Source organism: Aurantiacibacter odishensis, from assembly GCF_003605195.1.
GTDB classification, from domain to species: domain Bacteria; phylum Pseudomonadota; class Alphaproteobacteria; order Sphingomonadales; family Sphingomonadaceae; genus Alteraurantiacibacter; species Alteraurantiacibacter odishensis.
In genome coordinates this window covers 655,687-671,770 of the sequence record NZ_QYOS01000025.1, presented here as the reverse complement: position 1 = coordinate 671,770, position 16,084 = coordinate 655,687, and the positions used below count along the sequence as shown (strand labels likewise).

Genomic DNA, 16,084 nt, shown 5'->3' with positions numbered 1-16,084 from the left:
CGGGTTTAACCAAGCTGCACTATGGCCGAACGTATGAACGACTCTTCATCCGCAGGCCCTTACGCACAATCCGTCGAGGACATGCTGCGGGGCGAACTGGCGCAGGGCGATGTGATCCTGTCCACGGCGCGCCCGATCCTGCGCCACCTGCTTGCCAACGACGACCATGCGCTATTCAGCGACGAGGTTATCGCCCGCATCCGCGGGATAATGCTGCACCTCGCCCGGCAAATGCTGTTCGAACTTGCCGCGGAAATCGAGGCCGAAGACCGCAACGCCTTTGTGACGGATCGCGAGGATGCGCTGGCAGGCACTTTGCTGGAAGACGCGGCGTTCCTTGGACACGCGCATGCACTTGCGATCGAAGCGCAACTGGCCGATCGGCTGAACGCGCGCAGCGGTATCGACCCGGTGCTGTCGCCGCTTATGCAGGAACTGGCAGCATCGAGTGACGAGGCTCTTGCGGCCGCTGCGATGGGTGTGGTCGCGGCACAGGCCCGCTTCATGCGGAAAGTCCGGCGAATGGAACTTCCCCTTGAAGAGTTGCCAGCGGAGTTGTTCCACGCAGCCACCAAGGCGCTGAAGAGATCGCAAGGTGAACTTGACGGTCAGGCAAAGACGGTTTGTGACCGGCTCCGCGAAAATTTCGACGAAGCCGAGCGACGCATCGGCAGGATGACAAGACTGGTGTTGGCCATGGGGTCGAAAGCCAGTCGTGCACTGTCGATAGACCACGCCGGGCTTTCACTCTTCTCGACAGCGCTGGCGATGGCCTGCGAGCAGGAGCGCGACGTTGTCGTCCTCTCCCTCGGCGAGAACCATTGCGCGAGGCTTGCCATTTCGCTGCGGGCCGCCGGCCTTGGTCAGAGTGCGGTGGAGGAGCAGTTTCTCTACCTGCACCCGGACATTTCGCTTCCCGAGGGTTTCGATACGCTGCGTGCCGATCGGGCGGCAGACCTGTTGAGCGCGGCAGCGTCCGGAACGGCGCATTGAGCCCATGGCCGCCGCATCACCCATCATCGCGCATGCGCGCACCGACGGGCAGGACCGCCTGATCGAAGCCGATGAGCCGCTGGCGGGCTTCCACATGCGCGCTGGCGGGGAACTGCCGGGCGCTCTCATCACGCCCGCGCTCATCGAACTGGTAAGGAAGGCGCGCGTCTACGGCCTTAGCCTTGCGCGGGTAATCCGTGCGCAGGACGAGAGCGAGCAGGTGACGGCCTGGGTCGAAGTGAAGCCGGATGGCGACGGCGCGAGGATCGCCATTGCCGATTGGCAGGCGGAACCCCTTCGACCCATCGCGCAAGCGGACGCATCGCGCGAAAAGCACGCCCTTATACGCCAGATCGCGGGATTGAGCGCCCAGCTAGGTCCGTCGCAGGAACTTCTGAGCGTAGAGGGCGCGGCCGATGATCTTGCCGACTTGGTGAACCAGATGCGCTCCGGCATCGGCGAAGCATGGACGAATTTCGTCGCGCCGGGGCGGACTGCCCATCACCAGCCCCTTCACTGGCGCTTGCTCGACGGGGCCTCTGTCGACATTCCCGGCTCCGACCGCCGATGGAACGTGCATCTCGTTCCGCTGGGAAAACCACAGGCGGGAAGCGCGGGCTTCGAGCTTTATCTGGTGCCGCAGAAGGTTGAAGCGGAAAAGCCGCCGAAGTCCGAGCGCAGCACTGATCGAACGAGCGGGATCGGGCGCGATATCGCCCCTGTCCTGCGCCAGCCGGTCAGCCGCATCATCGCCAATGCCGAAACCATCCGCACGCAGCTGGCCGGTCCCCTGGCGGAAGAATACAGCAATTATGCCGCCGACATTGCCTCGGCGGGCGAACACCTACTGGCACTGATCGACGATCTGACCACGCTGGAACTGGTGGAGGACGAACAATTCGAAACCGCGCCCGACACCATCGATCTCGCCGACGTGGCGCAGCGCGCAGTTGGCATCCTCGGTGTGCGGGCAGGCGAGCGCGGCATCACGCTGGATGCACCCAAGTCGGCCGACAGCGTTCCTGCCGTGGGCGAGTTCCGCCGGGTATTACAGGTCTTGTTGAACCTCGTCGGCAACGCCATCCGGCATTCGCCGGAAGGCGGGGAAGTCTGGATACGAACCGAGCAGGTGGGTGAGCGTGCCCGCATTACCGTCGCCGACCAGGGCGAGGGACTGGACGAGGACGAACAGAAGAAAGCTTTTGCCAAGTTCGAGCGCCTCGGTCGCAGCGGCGACGGCGGCTCGGGGCTCGGCCTCTACATCTCGCGCCGACTGGCCGAGGCGATGAATGGCTCGCTGACCGTAGAGAGCGCCAAGGGGCAGGGTGCGCGCTTCACGCTGGAGCTGCCCAGCTTCAAGGAGCGGCGCAGGGAACCGCGCTAGCCATCGTGCAAAAGAAAGCGCCCGGCCTTTCGACCGGGCGCTTCGTTGCTTGATTATCGCTTCTATCAGCGCTGGCTGAGCGGCACGTAGTCGCGCTGCGTCGGGCCGGTGTAGAGCTGGCGCGGGCGACCGATGACCTGGCCGGGATCGGAGATCATCTCGTTCCACTGCGCGACCCAGCCCACCGTGCGGGCGAGAGCGAACAGGGCGGTGAACATCGTCGTCGGGAAACCGATGGCCGAGAGGATCACGCCGGAATAGAAATCCACGTTCGGAAACAGCTTCTTCTCGATGAAATAATCATCGTTCAGCGCCATTTCCTCAAGCTGCAGGGCGGTTTCGAAGACCGGATCCTTCACGTTCAGCGCATCGAACACTTCGCGCACGGTCTTCTGCATTACGGTCGCGCGCGGATCGTAGTTCTTGTACACGCGGTGGCCGAAGCCCATCAGGCGGAACGGGTCGTTCTTGTCCTTGGCGCGCTCGATGTAATGCGGAATGCGATCCGGAGTGCCGATCTCGCGAAGCATGTTGAGCGCCGCCTCGTTCGCGCCGCCGTGGGCAGGGCCCCAGAGGCAGGCGATACCCGCGGAAATACAGGCGAACGGGTTGGCACCCGACGAACCGGCGAGGCGCACGGTGGAGGTCGAGGCGTTCTGCTCGTGGTCGGCGTGAAGGATGAAGATGCGATCCAGCGCCTTCTCAACGGCCGGGACGATCTCGTATTCCTCTGCCGGCACACCGAAGGTCATGCGCAGGAAGTTGCCGGTGTAGCTGAGGCTGTTCATCGGCTGCATGAAAGGCTGGCCAACGGCGTACTTGTACGCGTTGGCAGCGATGGTCGGCATCTTGGCGATCAGCCGGTGGCTGGAAATCTTACGGTGCTCGGGGTCCGAGATATCGGTGCTGTCGTGGTAAAACGCGGAGAGCGCGCCCACCACGCCGCACATGATGGCCATGGGATGTGCATCGCGGCGGAAGCCCTGATAGAACTGCCGCATCTGGTCGTGCAGCATCGTGTGATAGGTGATGGTGTTGGTGAAATCGTCCAGGCCTTCGGAGCTCGGTAATTCGCCGTTCAGCAGCAGGTAGGCTACTTCCATGAAGCTGGACTGTTCGGCGAGCTGGCCGATGGGATAACCGCGGTGCAGCAGCACGCCTTCATCGCCATCGATAAAGGTCAGCGCGCTCTCGCACGAGGCGGTAGACTTGTAACCGGGGTCGAAAGTGAACCTGCCGGTCTTGCCGTAAAGCTTGCGGATATCGATGACATCCGGCCCGCAGCTGCCCTCCAGCGTGGGGAAATCGAAGCTCTCGCCTCCTACTGTCAGATCCGCTTGCTTGTCAGCCAAAGCTGTTCTCCTTCATGTGTTTGCTATCGGCAATTGAGAGAATGTCTCAAGCGCCGGTTTGATCGTCGATCCGTGCAAGGCTTTCTTCCCTTCCGAGAAGCACCAGCACGTCGAAAATTCCTGGCGAGGTGGTTTGCCCCGTGAGTGCCGCGCGAAGCGGCTGCGCAAGTTTGCCGAGGCCCAGCTCCAGCTCTTCCGCGTAGGCTTTCAAATTGGCCTCCAGCGCCTCGATTGTCCAGTCCGTTTCGCCGCGCAACCGATCGGCAATGACGGCGAGGCGGGAGCGCGCGTCGTCATCCAGCAAACCCGCGGCCTTCTCGGTAAGTTCCAGCGGTCGCTGTTTGAACAGGAAAGCGGCACCATCGGCAAGTTCGTTCAGATCGCGGGCGCGGGTCTTGAGCTCGGGCATCGCCCTGGTCAGCAGCGCTTCGTCCGCCTCGGGGCCGATCAGCGGTGCAATCAGGCTGGCGAGCCGAGCGTCGTCGGCCTTGCGGATGTAATTGCCGTTCATGCTCGACAGCTTCTTCATGTCGAAGCGGCTGGGCCCCTTGCCGACGGCATCGATATCGAACAGCGCAATCGCTTCGTCGCGGCTGAATTCTTCCTGATCGCCATGGCCCCAGCCAAGACGCAACAGGTAATTGAACAGCGTTTCGGGCAGGATGCCCATCTCGCGATAGTCACGTACGCCCAGCGCCCCATGGCGCTTGGAAAGCTTGGCCCCGTCGTTGCCGTGGATCAGCGGCACATGGGCGTAGGTCGGCTCTTCCCAGCCATCCTCGATACCCTGCATCGCGCGGATTACCTGGATCTGGCGGAACGCGTTGTTGAGGTGATCGTCGCCGCGAATGATGTGGGTGCAGCCCATGTCCATGTCGTCCACCACCACGGCGAGCATGTAGGTGGGCGTGCCATCGGCGCGCAGCAGGATGAAATCATCGATCTCGCGGTTGTCGACCTTCACACGGCCCTGAACCGCGTCCTCGATCACCGTCTCGCCGCCTTCCGGTGTCTTGATGCGAATGGTGTAAGGCGCACCTTCAGGCGCTTCGGAAGGATCGCGATCGCGCCAACGCCCGTCATAACGCAGCGGCTGCTTGGCAGCTTTCTGTTGCTCACGCATTTCGGCGAGTTCTTCCGGCGAGGCGAAGCACTTGTAGGCATGGCCGGCTTCAAGCAGCTTGCGCGCAACTTCGGCATGCCGCTCGGCGCGCTGGCTCTGGTAGACCGTCTCGCCATCGAATTCGAGGCCGAGCCAGTCGAGCCCGTCGAGGATGACGTCGATCGCTTCCTGGGTGGAGCGCTTCTTGTCGGTGTCCTCGATCCGCAGCAGGGCCGTACCGCCGTGGTGGCGGGCGTAGAGCCAGGAAAACAGCCCGGTGCGGGCATTGCCGATATGCAGGAAGCCGGTTGGACTGGGCGCGAAGCGCGTCACTACCGGACGCTGCTCTGAACCGTTGCCAATCGAACTTGCCATAACTGCTTGTTTCCTGTCCTGTATTTCCATGGCCAGCAAACATCCCCCTCTTGTCCCGCTGGGCGACGAACCGGGCGATGTTGCAACGCAGCAGTCGCATTGGCGAATGCCGCGGGATTTGTCCAGCATAGCCGATGGGGCGGAGCGTTTCCTCGGCCATTCGGGCTTTGATCGTGGGCCGTGGCTGGCAGTTGCCTTTGCCGCCGGCATTGGCGCATGGTTCGCGCTCGGTTCGCAGGCGACATGGATCATGGTAATAGCTGGCGGCGTGCTGGCGGCGTTGGGTGCCGTTGCACTGTGGAAGGGCCGGGAGGACCGGGTTCACCTCGTCGGTGCAGTGGTGGCCTGCGGGCTGCTGGTGTCATTCGGGACGGGGCTCGCGTGGGCGCGCAGTGAACTGGTCGGGGCGGAGGCGTTCGAGAGACCGCTGTACGACACATTTCAGGGCCGCGTTCTGGAGCGTATCGAGCAGCCGGCGCAGGACAGGGTGAGGCTGGTGATGGCAACTCGCCATCCTGACAGCGGCGAGGCGGTCAAGATCCGCGTCAATGTCCCTCTGGACGACGCGACCCCGGCCATGGGTGAGGGTGCGCTGGTGGAAGTGCAAGCGCGCCTGATGCCGCCTGCTCCGCCAATGCTGCCCGGAGGTTACGACTTCGCGCGCACCGCCTGGTTCGAGGGTTATGCGGCGACCGGCAGCGTGCAAGGAGAAGTGCGTGTCGTCGAGAATTCCGCGAGGGATGGGGGCTTCATTGCGAGCTTGCAACGCCGGTTATCGGGCCATGTGCGGGAGAATCTGGGCGGATCGGCAGGCACCATCGCGGCCGCCTTCGCCAGCGGGGATCGCGGTGCCATCAGCGAAGCGGACGAAGACGCCATGCGCGATGCAGGGCTCACCCACCTGCTTTCGATCAGCGGCTTGCATGTGAGCGCCGTGATCGCGGGCACATACCTGCTGGCGATACGCCTGCTTGCCCTGTGGCCTTGGCTCGTACTTCGGGTCCGCCTGCCTGTGACAGCCGCGGCAATCGCTGCCCTTGCCGGCATCGGGTATACCCTGCTGACGGGCGCCCAGGTGCCCACCGTGAGAAGCTGCATTGCCGCGCTGCTGGTGCTGGGAGCGCTGGCGTTGGGCCGGGAACCGCTGTCGCTGCGTATGGTGGCTGTCGCGGCGGTCGCGGTCTTGCTGATGTGGCCCGAAAGCCTGGTGGGGCCCAGTTTCCAGATGAGTTTTGCCGCCGTGATTGCGATTGTTGCCTTGCACAACGCAGAACCTGTGAAACGATTTCTGGCGCCGCGAGAGGAAAGCCGCGCTGCCTGGCTCGGACGGCGAACGCTGATGCTGCTGGTAACGGGCATGGTCATCGAGATCGCTCTGATGCCGATCGTGTTGTTCCATTTCCATCGCGCCGGTGTTTACGGAGCATTGGCGAACGTCATTGCCATCCCGCTCGTCACGTTCATCTCCATGCCGCTTATCGCTGTTTCGCTGGTGATGGACCTCGTTGGCCTTGGCGCGCCCTTCTGGTGGCTCGTCGGTGTCTCGCTCGACCTGCTGGTCGGCATAGCCCATTTCACCAGTAGCCAACCCGGAGCGGTGAAGCTGATCCCACAGATTACCGGTTTGACGTTCGCCCTATTCGTCGCCGGCGGCCTCTGGCTGGCGTTATGGCGCGGGAAGGCTCGTTTGTGGGGTTTTCTGCCGGCGGCACTGGCCACGCTCATGCTGGTCCTGACTCCGATCCCTGATGTCCTCATATCGAGCGACGGGCGTCATGTGGGCGTTACCGGCGAGGGCGAGCGGCTTCTCGTCCTGAGAGACACACGTAGCGACTACACGCGCGACAACCTGCTGGAACTTGCCGGGGTCGAGGGCGAGACTGTTCCCATGGCCGAATGGCCCGGCGCAGATTGCACCGCGGATTTCTGCGTGGTGACGCTGGAGCGGGGCGGCAGGTCTTGGAGCATCCTCATGAGCCGCAGTCGCAACATCGTGGGAGAACGGGCTCTCGCGGCGGCATGCGAACGCGCGGATATCGTCGTGTCGGATCGCTGGTTACCTCGCAGTTGCTCGCCAAGGTGGCTGCGGGCCGATGCACGAATGCTTTCCCAAACCGGCGGGCTAGCCATCGTCCTGGGCGAGGAGCCGGAAATCCGGAGCGTTGCCGATGTGCAGGGCGGCCACGGCTGGTGGCGGGGCCGGGAGCCGGATTGAGAAACGAAAGAGGCGGCACCCATGCCGGACGCCGCCTCCTCGAAACATGCTTTGCGATTGAGCCCTAGTGGTAGCGGCGCAGCAGCCCCGCAAGCTTGCCTTGCACCTTGACCTGACGATCTTCGTAGACCTGTGGATCGTAGGACGCATTTGCGGGGTCGAGGCGGATCTTGCCGCCATCGTGATAGAGGTACTTCAGAGTCGCTTCCTCATCGTTGACGAGGGCAACAACGATATCGCCGTCGCGTGCCGTATCCGCCTTCTTCACAAGGGCGAAGTCGCCATCGAAGATACCGGCTTCCACCATCGAATCGCCCGAGACCTCCAGCGCGTAATGCTCACCCGAGCCGAGCAGGGCGGCGGGCACGGGCAATGTCTGGTGATCTTCCAATGCCTCGATCGGGACACCGGCAGCAATGCGGCCGTGCAGCGGAATTTCGATAACGTCATTCGCCGGCGCGGGCTGGCTGGCGGGCGCGGTGGTTGCCTTGGCGACGGGATCAGTTGCCCTTCCGCCGAGATTCTCCGGCATCTTCACCACTTCAAGAGCGCGAGCACGGTTCGGCAGGCGCCGAATGAAGCCCCGCTCCTCCAGCGCAGAGATCAGGCGGTGGACGCCTGACTTGCTCTTCAGGTCGAGCGCTTCCTTCATCTCCTCGAAACTGGGAGAGATACCGCGTTCTTCCAGGCGACGGTGAATGAACAGCAGCAATTCGTGTTGCTTGGCAGTCAACATGGGCAAGCCCCTCATCAATGTTCCACATCGGGAACGAATAAGGAACAATTAAGAAACAGATTCGCTCAAGTCAAGCGATACCGCCATTTCGGATGCGATAGGTTTCCACGGTTTCGGCGGAACTCGTCGGTGCGGCGTCGATATTCCGCCGGATAAGCACATCTGCTTCGGCGAGCGCGCGAAGGGCGCTGCTATCCTGCTCCTCGATTAGTGTGACGGTTCCGCCGACCATCCGGCCGCGGAGGAATTCCGTGCGCTTGCCCCCTGCGGGAAGGGGGGTCTTGCAAGGCATGGCAACGGGATGCGGCAAGACTTCTTCGGCACCCCCCATCTTGCGAAGCACCGGCAGGAGAAAGAGGTAGGCGGTGACGAAGCTGGATACGGGGTTGCCGGGGAGGCCGAGAATCACCTGATCGCCGCGCCGCGCCACCATCAGGGGCTTTCCCGGTTTCATCGCCACGCGCCAGAAATCGATTGTCGCACCCCACTTTTCCAGCGCAGGCTTCACGAGGTCGTGATCCCCGACAGAGGCACCGCCGCTGGTAACAATCACATCGGCAGATGCCGCGCGTTCAAGGCCTTCTAGCATCGCATCCATCGTATCCTTGACGGGACCGATACGAAGACAATCCGACACGAACGGGCGAGCGAGTGCTTCGATTGCCGGGCCGTTGCTGGCCGGGATCTGATGCGGTTCGCATCGTTCCGGATCGGCGCTCAATTCGTCGCCGCTGTCGAGAACGGCGATCGACGGCAACTGGTGAACAGGCAGATGGCCATGCCCGCCAGACAGGGCGAGCGCGAGTTGCACCGGCCCGAGGCGCGTGCCGCTCCGCAGCAGAAGGTCACCCACCTTGAAATCGAACCCGGCCCGGCGAATGTGGCGGGGAGTTGGATCGCCTTCGCCGTTGAGCGATAGGCTATCGCCCTCTCGCGTCGCATTCTCCTGAAGCAGGACCGCGTCGGCGCCCCGTGGCATGATAGCCCCGGTGGAAATGCGGACCGCTTCGCCTGCCTTCAGCATGTCGTCGAACGGGTGGCCCGCCGCGCTTTCACCCACGATATGCCACGGACCGGCATGGTCCCCCGCACCGATTGCGTATCCATCCATGGCAGAAAGGTCCGCGCTCGGCTGCGTTCGCCGGGCCTCGACGTCTGCAGCCAGGCATCGGCCTACCGCGTCGGCAGCGGCGACTTTCTCCGCAGGCAGAGGGGAGACAAGCGCGCAGAGGCGCTGCTGCGCATCTTCTACCGGTATCGGCATGGGCACGCTCACCCGGCGCGCCAGTCGCCGCTCTTGCCGCCGGTCTTTTCCAGCAGGCGGACGCTTTCGATGATCATGCCTTTCTCCAGCGCCTTCGCCATGTCGTACAGCGTCAGCAAAGCGATGGAGGCGGCAGTGAGAGCTTCCATTTCCACGCCGGTCTTGCCGGTCAGGGCCGCGCGGGCCGTCACTTCAACCGCGTCGTCCGAAAAGGCGAAGTCGACCGTGACGGTATCGAGCGCGAGCGGGTGGCAAAGGGGGATGAGATCACCTGTCTTCTTTGCCGCCATGATGCCGGCGATGCGCGCGGCGGACAGCACGTCGCCCTTCGGGCCACTGCCCTCGCGCACGGCTTTCAGCGTGGCTGAAGACATGCGGATCCGGCCCTCGGCCGTGGCACTGCGCACTGTTTCTGCCTTGCCGCCCACATCCACCATGCGCGCGGCACCCTTGTCATCAAGATGGGTAAGATTGCTCATGCCAGCGACCTATCCCAGATCGCCGGAAGGGAGCAACGACTAGCTGCGCAAACTTTGCGGAACCTTGCCACCGTTCTCGGCCAGCTTGTCCATGACGTGCCGGTGCAGGGCGATGTTTTCCTCCGCCTTGCCGGAGTAGTCGTTGTCGCCAAGTTCGTGCGCCAGCTCCTTGCGGTTCTCGAAGCTGGGATCGAGACCGACGAGTTTCATCAGGTCGACGATGGACGAGCGCCAGTTGAGCTTGTCGGCGCCGTCCATCGAGTCGAGCCGAGCCTCCACATCGACTTCGCTAATGGGAGAGCCCTTGGCCTCGGCGCGCCCGAAGCCGCCTGCGCCGGGGTTCGAAGTGGTTTTCGGCGCTTCCTGCGCCTGTGCTTCCTTGCCGAAAATCGCGTCCTTGATGGATCCGAAAATTCCCACGTCACTTTCCTTGTATGGCCAAGGTCGTGAGAATGTAAGCCAATTGCGACGCTGGCAAGTCTATCCGTTCAACAGTTTATGCGTTGCCGCCTCGATGTCGGGCTGGCGCATCAGGCTTTCGCCCACCAGAAAACACCGCACACGAGAGCGCGCGAGGCGCTGGCAATCGGCGTGGTTGTTGATGCCGCTCTCGCCTACGAGAAGAGTGCCTTCCGGAGCCAGCGTAGCAAGGCGCTCGGTGGTTCCAAGATCGGTGGTGAAGGTCTTCAGGTCCCGGTTGTTGACCCCTATCAGTCGTGACGTCAGGTGCTGGGTCGCGCGTTCAATTTCGGACTCGTCATGCACCTCAACCAGCACATCCATGCCATGATCCAGTGCCGCGGCCTCGATCTCGGCCATCAGGTTATTTTCGAGTGCAGCTACGATGATGAGAATGGCGTCGGCGCCCAACGCGCGGCTTTCGGCCACCTGCCAGGGATCGACCATGAAGTCCTTGCGCAGCACCGGGAGCTCGCACGAGGCACGCGCTTCCAGCAGGTAGTCTTCGTGGCCCTGAAAATAAGGCGCATCTGTCAGGACGGAGAGACAAGCGGCACCGCCCGCAGCGTAATCCATCGCATGCTGATGCGGGCGAAAATCCTCGCGAATGAGACCTTTGGAAGGGGAAGCCTTTTTGATCTCGGCAATCAGCCCGAAGCCGTCGGCGGACTTCGCCTCCAGAGCCTTGCGAAAGCCGCGCGGGGCGCTGGCTTCTGCGGCAAGACGACGGAGATCGGCCTCGGTCTTCGCAGCCTTGCGAACGCGCACTTCCTCGCGCTTCGTGGCGCAAATTTCTTCCAGCTTGTTCATTTCGCAGCCGCAATCCAGCATTCGAGCAGCGTCTTGGCTAGACCCTTGTCCAGCGCTTCTGCTGCTTCTTCCACGCCTGCCTCCCAGCTTTCGACCTCGCCAGCCACGATCAGCGAGCCTGCCGCGTTGAACAGTACGGCATCGCGATATGGCCCGGGCGCGCCCTGCAACAAGGCTTGGAGAGCCTTGGCGTTATGCACCGCATCGCCGCCACGGATGGCTTCGACCGGGGCGTGGCGAAGCCCTGCGTTCTCGGCACGAACGCGCGTCATCTGCACTTCGCGGCCCTGCACGTCGGCAACTTCGTTCCCTTCGTCGAGGCTGAGTTCGTCCAGCCCCTCGTCACCCGAAACGATGAAGGTGCGTTCGGTGCCGAGCCGCGCCATGGCATTGGCGTAGATCGGCACGTAGGCGGGGCGCGCGATCCCGATAAGCTGGCGGCGGACCCGAGCGGGATTGGACAGCGGTCCCATCAGGTTGAAGATCGTGCGCTTTGCCAGTTTCTGGCGAATGGGCTGGATGCGCGCCATGGCCGGGTGATGGTTCTTGGCGAACAGGAAGCAGATGCCGATCTCGCGCAAGGTATACTCTGCCGTGCGACCGGCGGCGTCCATGTCGAGACCCAGCGCTTCCAATGTATCCGCCGCGCCCGCCTTGCTGCTCGCCGCGCGATTACCGTGCTTGGCAACCGGGACTCCGCAGGCAGCAACCACCAGCGAGACCGCCGTCGACACATTCAGCGTATGGTGGCCGTCACCGCCGGTGCCGCACACGTCGATGGCGTTTTCCGGCGCTTCGATGGGGATCAGGCGCTCACGCATCGCACGCGCCGCGCCGGTAATTTCCTCGGCGTGTTCGCCGCGGTCCGACATGGTGGAGAGGAAGCTGGCAACTTCCTCTTCGGAGGGCTTGCCGTCCAGCATGTCTCCGAAAGCCTGCTCGGCCTCGGCTTCGCTCAGCGGGTGATCGGCAGGTGGGAGGACGCTCATGCTACCAGCCTTGCAGGTAGGCTCACTTCGATCTCGCAGATGCGGCAGAAGTTGGCGAGCAATTCGTGGCCGTATTCCGTGGCGATGCTTTCCGGGTGGAACTGCACGCCATGGATGGGAAGCTCCGCGTGGCGGAAGCCCATCACAGCAGTGCCATCGAGGCCCGGCGTCTCGCTGGTGGCGTTCACGACAAGCGAGGCTGGAATATCCTCAACGATCAACGAGTGGTAGCGGGTGGCGGTAAAGGGGGAGGGTAACCCATTGAATACGCCCGTGGAATCGTGATCGACCGGAGAGGTCTTGCCGTGCATCAGCCCCCCTCGCGCGACAGTGCCGCCGAAGTGCTGTCCGATGGACTGGTGCCCGAGGCAAACGCCCAGCAGCGGACGCTGCGCATCGGCGCAGGCGGCGACGAGGTCCAGACTGATCCCCGCCTCGTTCGGCGTGCAGGGGCCGGGTGACAACAGAATGCCTTTCGCGCCTGTCGCCAGCGCCTCGCGGGCGGTGAGCGCATCATTGCGCACCACGTCCACTTTCGCCCCCAGTTCCATCAGGTAATGGACGAGGTTGAAGGTGAAGCTGTCGTAGTTATCGACAACGAGAATATCGGGCTTCTGGCTCATGCGGGTTGCCTTTTGCCTGTCACGGCTTCGCGATCAAGCGGATTTGCCAGCGAACTGGTCTGTTGCGCGCACCAGACCGTCGATGATGCCGGGTTCCGAGGCACTGTGCCCCGCATCGTGGACGATGCGCAGTTCGCCTTCGGGCCATATCTTGCTGAGAGCGTAGGCCGAGGTGGGCGGGGTGCATATATCATGGCGGCCCTGCACTATGATACCGGGAATACCCTTCAGCCTGTCCGCATTATTGAGGAGTTGTCCGTCCTCAAGGTAGAAATCCTCGAGAAAGAAGCGCGCGGCAATCCGCGCCATCGGGAGAGCCGTCGCGGCATCGGCATAGTGCTCCAGCAGTTCAGGCTTGGGCAGCAGGGTAGCAACATTGCCCTCCCACAGCGCCCAGGCACGTGCCGCTTCAAGGCGTACCGCCTCGTCATCGCTGGTAAGGCGTTGGTGGAAAGCGGCGACGATATCGCGTCGCTCGTCCTCGGGAATGATGTCGATAAAATCGTCCCAGGCTTCCGCCATGATCTCGCTGGCGCCGTACTGATAGAGCCAGTCCTTTTCCTTTTGTCGCGCAAGGAACACACCGCGCAGCACCAGTTCGCTGACCCGCTCGGGATGGGCCTGCGCATAGGCGAGAGCGAGGGTCGCGCCCCAACTGCCGCCAAAGACCTGCCAGGTCTCGAACCCGCACATTTCGCGCAGCCGTTCCATGTCGGCGACGATGCGCCAGGTGTCGTTGTTCTCGATTTCCGCGAAAGGCAGTGATTTGCCGCAGCCGCGCTGGTCGAACAGGATCACGTCGTAGAGTTCGGGGTCCCACTGGCCGCGATGATCGGGTGAAATACCACCGCCCGGGCCCCCGTGCAGCATGACGGCGGGCTTTGCGCCTTTCGTACCCACGCGCTCCCAGTACAGCGAATGACCTTCGCCCACGTCCAGCATTCCGCTGTCGAAGGGTTCGGTGATGGGATAAAGGCCGCGGTAATTCGTCATTCGGTAATTTCCTTGTCACGCACGATGATGATTGGGCCGATGGGCGGCCCAGCGTCCATACGGTTCTTCGCCGGGTCCCACATCTGCGACACGCTGCCATCAAGAAACAGCGCGTTGTTCACGCGCAGCATGTCGCGATAGAAGCGCGCCAGCTTCCCGAAACTGACCGGTGCTTCGCTCATGACGAAATGCGCACGCCCTGCCGCATCGACGCCTACCGCGTTGCGAACTTTCTTGCTGGCACCGTCGACATCGAATGCGGGATGGAGGTCTCCGCTGATGACCAACATCGGGCCAGACTGCGTGGCGAATTGGGGGCGATTGTCGACTTGCCGGGCAAATCGCTCGGTATCCCAGACGCGCCATGGGCCTTCGGCAGTTTCTCCGAAGAAGACGCCATTGGGCAGAAGGTGGAAATTGCCGGGGCCGTCGTTCTGGTTGAGAACGGTGAAGCGCAGCCCGTCTTCCACGTAGTAGCCGATGGGCTGGCCTTCGGCGTTGAACATCCCGCCGTTCATGGCCATCGCGACCGTTCTGGCGTCATTGCCAAGCCCGGTTTGGAGCGCCTCCAGCGAACGGTAGGCCGCGTCGGAGTCGTCGGGTGAGAGGTCCATGGCGATGGTATGCTCACCCGGTTGCGCTGTGCAATGCGTGAACGGAGAATCCTCGAAGACGAGAGGTTCGCAGATCGACTCGCGGGGCAGGGTCTCGTCACCCTCTGTGCGGATCGAGCAGGCCGCCAGGACGATTAGCGCGAAGCTTGCAAAGGCGTGCTTCGCGCGAGGGTTCATTGCCCGAACCCGGGTTCGCTCGCCACCTCCACGGCTTCACGCGCGGCCGCGATCAGCGCACCGGCCTTGTGGCGGCATTCGGCGGCCTCGTAGGCAGGATCGCTGTCGGCCACGATGCCCGCACCCGCCTGCACGTGCATTACGCCGTCCTTCACCACCGCCGTTCGCAGGACGATGCAACTGTCGACGGACCCATCCGGTGCGAAATACCCTACGCCGCCCGCATAGGGACCGCGCGTTTCCGGCTCCAGCTCGGCGATGATCTCACAAGCGCGGATCTTTGGCGCGCCGCTTACCGTCCCGGCGGGAAAACCTGCGAACAGCGCATCGAGCGCGTCCTTGTTGTCAGCGAGGCGTCCCACGACATTGCTGACAATGTGCATGACGTGGCTGTAGCGTTCGATGGTGAAGCTGTCGGTCACGGTGACGCTGTCGGCACCCGCCACGCGTCCCACGTCGTTGCGCCCAAGGTCGAGCAGCATCAGGTGCTCGGCGCATTCCTTGGGATCGGCCAGCAGGCTGATCTCGTTCGCCTTGTCCTCGCTGGTAGTGGCACCGCGAGGGCGGGTTCCGGCGATGGGGCGGATGGTCACCTCGCCTTCGCGAACACGCACGAGGATTTCCGGGCTGGACCCCACGACGGCGAAGCCGGGCAGGTCGAGGAAATACAGGAAAGGCGAGGGATTCACGCGGCGCAGCGCACGATAGAGGTCGAGCGGGGGCAGGGGGAACGGGCAGGTGAAACGCTGCGCCAGCACGACCTGGAAGATATCGCCTGCGGTGATGTAGTCCTTGGCGCGAAGGACGATGCGCTCGTAATCCGCCGGGTCCATCACAGCTTCCAGCGAGAGTTCGGGCGCATCGGAAAGTCGCTCGGTCTCGGGCACGCGCTCACCCAGCTTGCGCAAGGCTTCGTCGATACGTTCCGCAGCCCGCTCGATCATGTCCGTAGGGTTATCGCTGCGCGCCCACAACGGCGCGGTCACATAAAGGCTGTCGCTCAGCCGGTCGAAGACCAGCACGAGAGCGGGCCGGGCAAACAGCATGTCCGGCAAAGCGAGTTCGCTGTCCGGCGCGCGGGGCAGGGTCTCGACAAGACCGATGGTCTCGTAGCCGAAGTAGCCGACAAGACACGCCAGTGCAGGCGGCAGGCCTTCAGGCATGTCGATCCGGCAGGCATTCGCCAGCGCGCGCAGTTCGGCCATCGCATCGCCGTCTAGAGGCTCGAAAGCGTTGCGATCGTGCCGCCATGCGCGATTGACCTCTCCCCGCGCTCCGGTGGCGCGAAACAGCAGGTCCGGATCGAGGCCGAGGAGGCTGTAGCGCCCACGGGTTTCTCCGCCCTCGACGGACTCCAGCAGGAAATCACCGCGTCCCGGCTCGATCAGCTTAAGGGCCGCGCCTATCGGCGTTTCGGTATCGGCAACGACCCTGCGCCAGACGAGCGTGTTGCGTTCGGCAGCGAGTGCGTCCCGCGCGGCATCGGCGTTCTCGAGTGTGGCGGACAAGAGCCCTGACC

At 63.3% G+C, this 16,084-nt stretch carries 15 protein-coding genes; 3 read left to right on the top strand and 12 right to left on the bottom strand.

Annotation, left to right across the window (positions count from 1 at the left end):
* The first annotated feature begins 21 nt into the window (after positions 1-21).
* Together D4Q51_RS15180 and D4Q51_RS15175 are read left to right on the top strand one after the other, a co-directional pair.
* Positions 22-993, top strand: coding sequence for a hypothetical protein (locus tag D4Q51_RS15180; RefSeq protein WP_120078652.1), 972 nt, complete (start codon positions 22-24; stop codon positions 991-993).
* Positions 994-997: 4 nt separating this feature from the next.
* Entirely contained in the window at positions 998-2,377 is a 1,380-nt protein-coding gene (locus D4Q51_RS15175; protein ID WP_120078651.1) for a sensor histidine kinase, read from the top strand.
* Between the two features lie 65 nt (positions 2,378-2,442).
* Here the strand turns inward: D4Q51_RS15175 and D4Q51_RS15170 are convergent, their stop codons facing one another.
* On the bottom strand, positions 2,443-3,729 hold the full coding sequence (locus tag D4Q51_RS15170) for a citrate synthase (RefSeq protein ID WP_120078650.1): 1,287 nt from the start codon (positions 3,727-3,729) through the stop codon (positions 2,443-2,445).
* 46 nt (positions 3,730-3,775) lie between these two features.
* Positions 3,776-5,206 carry a glutamate--tRNA ligase gene (gene gltX / locus D4Q51_RS15165; protein ID WP_120078649.1) on the bottom strand — a complete coding sequence of 477 codons (1,431 nt, stop codon included), beginning with the start codon at positions 5,204-5,206 and terminating at the stop codon, positions 3,776-3,778.
* Positions 5,207-5,234: 28 nt separating this feature from the next.
* Between gltX and D4Q51_RS15160 the strand changes: the two genes are divergently transcribed.
* The gene (locus D4Q51_RS15160; RefSeq protein ID WP_120078648.1) at positions 5,235-7,421 is read left to right on the top strand and encodes a ComEC/Rec2 family competence protein; all 2,187 of its coding nucleotides are present in this window, start codon (positions 5,235-5,237) and stop codon (positions 7,419-7,421) included.
* A 64-nt stretch (positions 7,422-7,485) separates the two neighbouring features.
* Here D4Q51_RS15160 and lexA read toward each other — a convergent pair whose 3' ends face one another.
* From lexA to trpE, 10 genes are all read right to left on the bottom strand, one after another.
* Positions 7,486-8,157 (bottom strand): transcriptional repressor LexA, encoded by a 672-nt coding sequence (gene lexA / locus D4Q51_RS15155; RefSeq protein WP_120078647.1) that lies wholly within the window; start codon positions 8,155-8,157, stop codon positions 7,486-7,488.
* A gap of 70 nt (positions 8,158-8,227) precedes the next feature.
* Positions 8,228-9,421: a molybdopterin molybdotransferase MoeA gene (locus tag D4Q51_RS15150; protein ID WP_240624792.1), complete on the bottom strand. Its 1,194-nt coding sequence runs from the start codon at positions 9,419-9,421 to the stop codon at positions 8,228-8,230.
* Between the two features lie 8 nt (positions 9,422-9,429).
* The gene (gene moaC / locus D4Q51_RS15145; RefSeq protein ID WP_120078645.1) at positions 9,430-9,900 is read right to left on the bottom strand and encodes a cyclic pyranopterin monophosphate synthase MoaC; all 471 of its coding nucleotides are present in this window, start codon (positions 9,898-9,900) and stop codon (positions 9,430-9,432) included.
* 39 nt (positions 9,901-9,939) lie between these two features.
* A complete protein-coding gene (locus D4Q51_RS15140; RefSeq protein ID WP_120078644.1) occupies positions 9,940-10,320 on the bottom strand; it encodes a DUF3597 domain-containing protein in 381 nt (126 codons plus the stop codon).
* Between the two features lie 60 nt (positions 10,321-10,380).
* Positions 10,381-11,169: an indole-3-glycerol phosphate synthase TrpC gene (trpC, locus tag D4Q51_RS15135; RefSeq protein WP_120078792.1), complete on the bottom strand. Its 789-nt coding sequence runs from the start codon at positions 11,167-11,169 to the stop codon at positions 10,381-10,383.
* Entirely contained in the window at positions 11,166-12,158 is a 993-nt protein-coding gene (gene trpD, locus D4Q51_RS15130; protein ID WP_120078643.1) for an anthranilate phosphoribosyltransferase, read from the bottom strand. Before trpD ends, trpC begins: the two co-directional genes overlap by 4 nt.
* Positions 12,155-12,781 (bottom strand): anthranilate synthase component II, encoded by a 627-nt coding sequence (locus D4Q51_RS15125; protein ID WP_120078642.1) that lies wholly within the window; start codon positions 12,779-12,781, stop codon positions 12,155-12,157. The genes trpD and D4Q51_RS15125 overlap by 4 nt, the downstream gene beginning before the upstream one ends.
* 33 nt (positions 12,782-12,814) lie before the next feature.
* Entirely contained in the window at positions 12,815-13,774 is a 960-nt protein-coding gene (gene pip / locus D4Q51_RS15120; protein ID WP_120078641.1) for a prolyl aminopeptidase, read from the bottom strand.
* Positions 13,771-14,565: a phosphodiester glycosidase family protein gene (locus D4Q51_RS15115; protein WP_120078640.1), complete on the bottom strand. Its 795-nt coding sequence runs from the start codon at positions 14,563-14,565 to the stop codon at positions 13,771-13,773. Before D4Q51_RS15115 ends, pip begins: the two co-directional genes overlap by 4 nt.
* Positions 14,562-16,073 carry an anthranilate synthase component I gene (gene trpE / locus D4Q51_RS15110; protein ID WP_170146355.1) on the bottom strand — a complete coding sequence of 504 codons (1,512 nt, stop codon included), beginning with the start codon at positions 16,071-16,073 and terminating at the stop codon, positions 14,562-14,564. Before trpE ends, D4Q51_RS15115 begins: the two co-directional genes overlap by 4 nt.
* Positions 16,074-16,084: the final 11 nt, after the last annotated feature.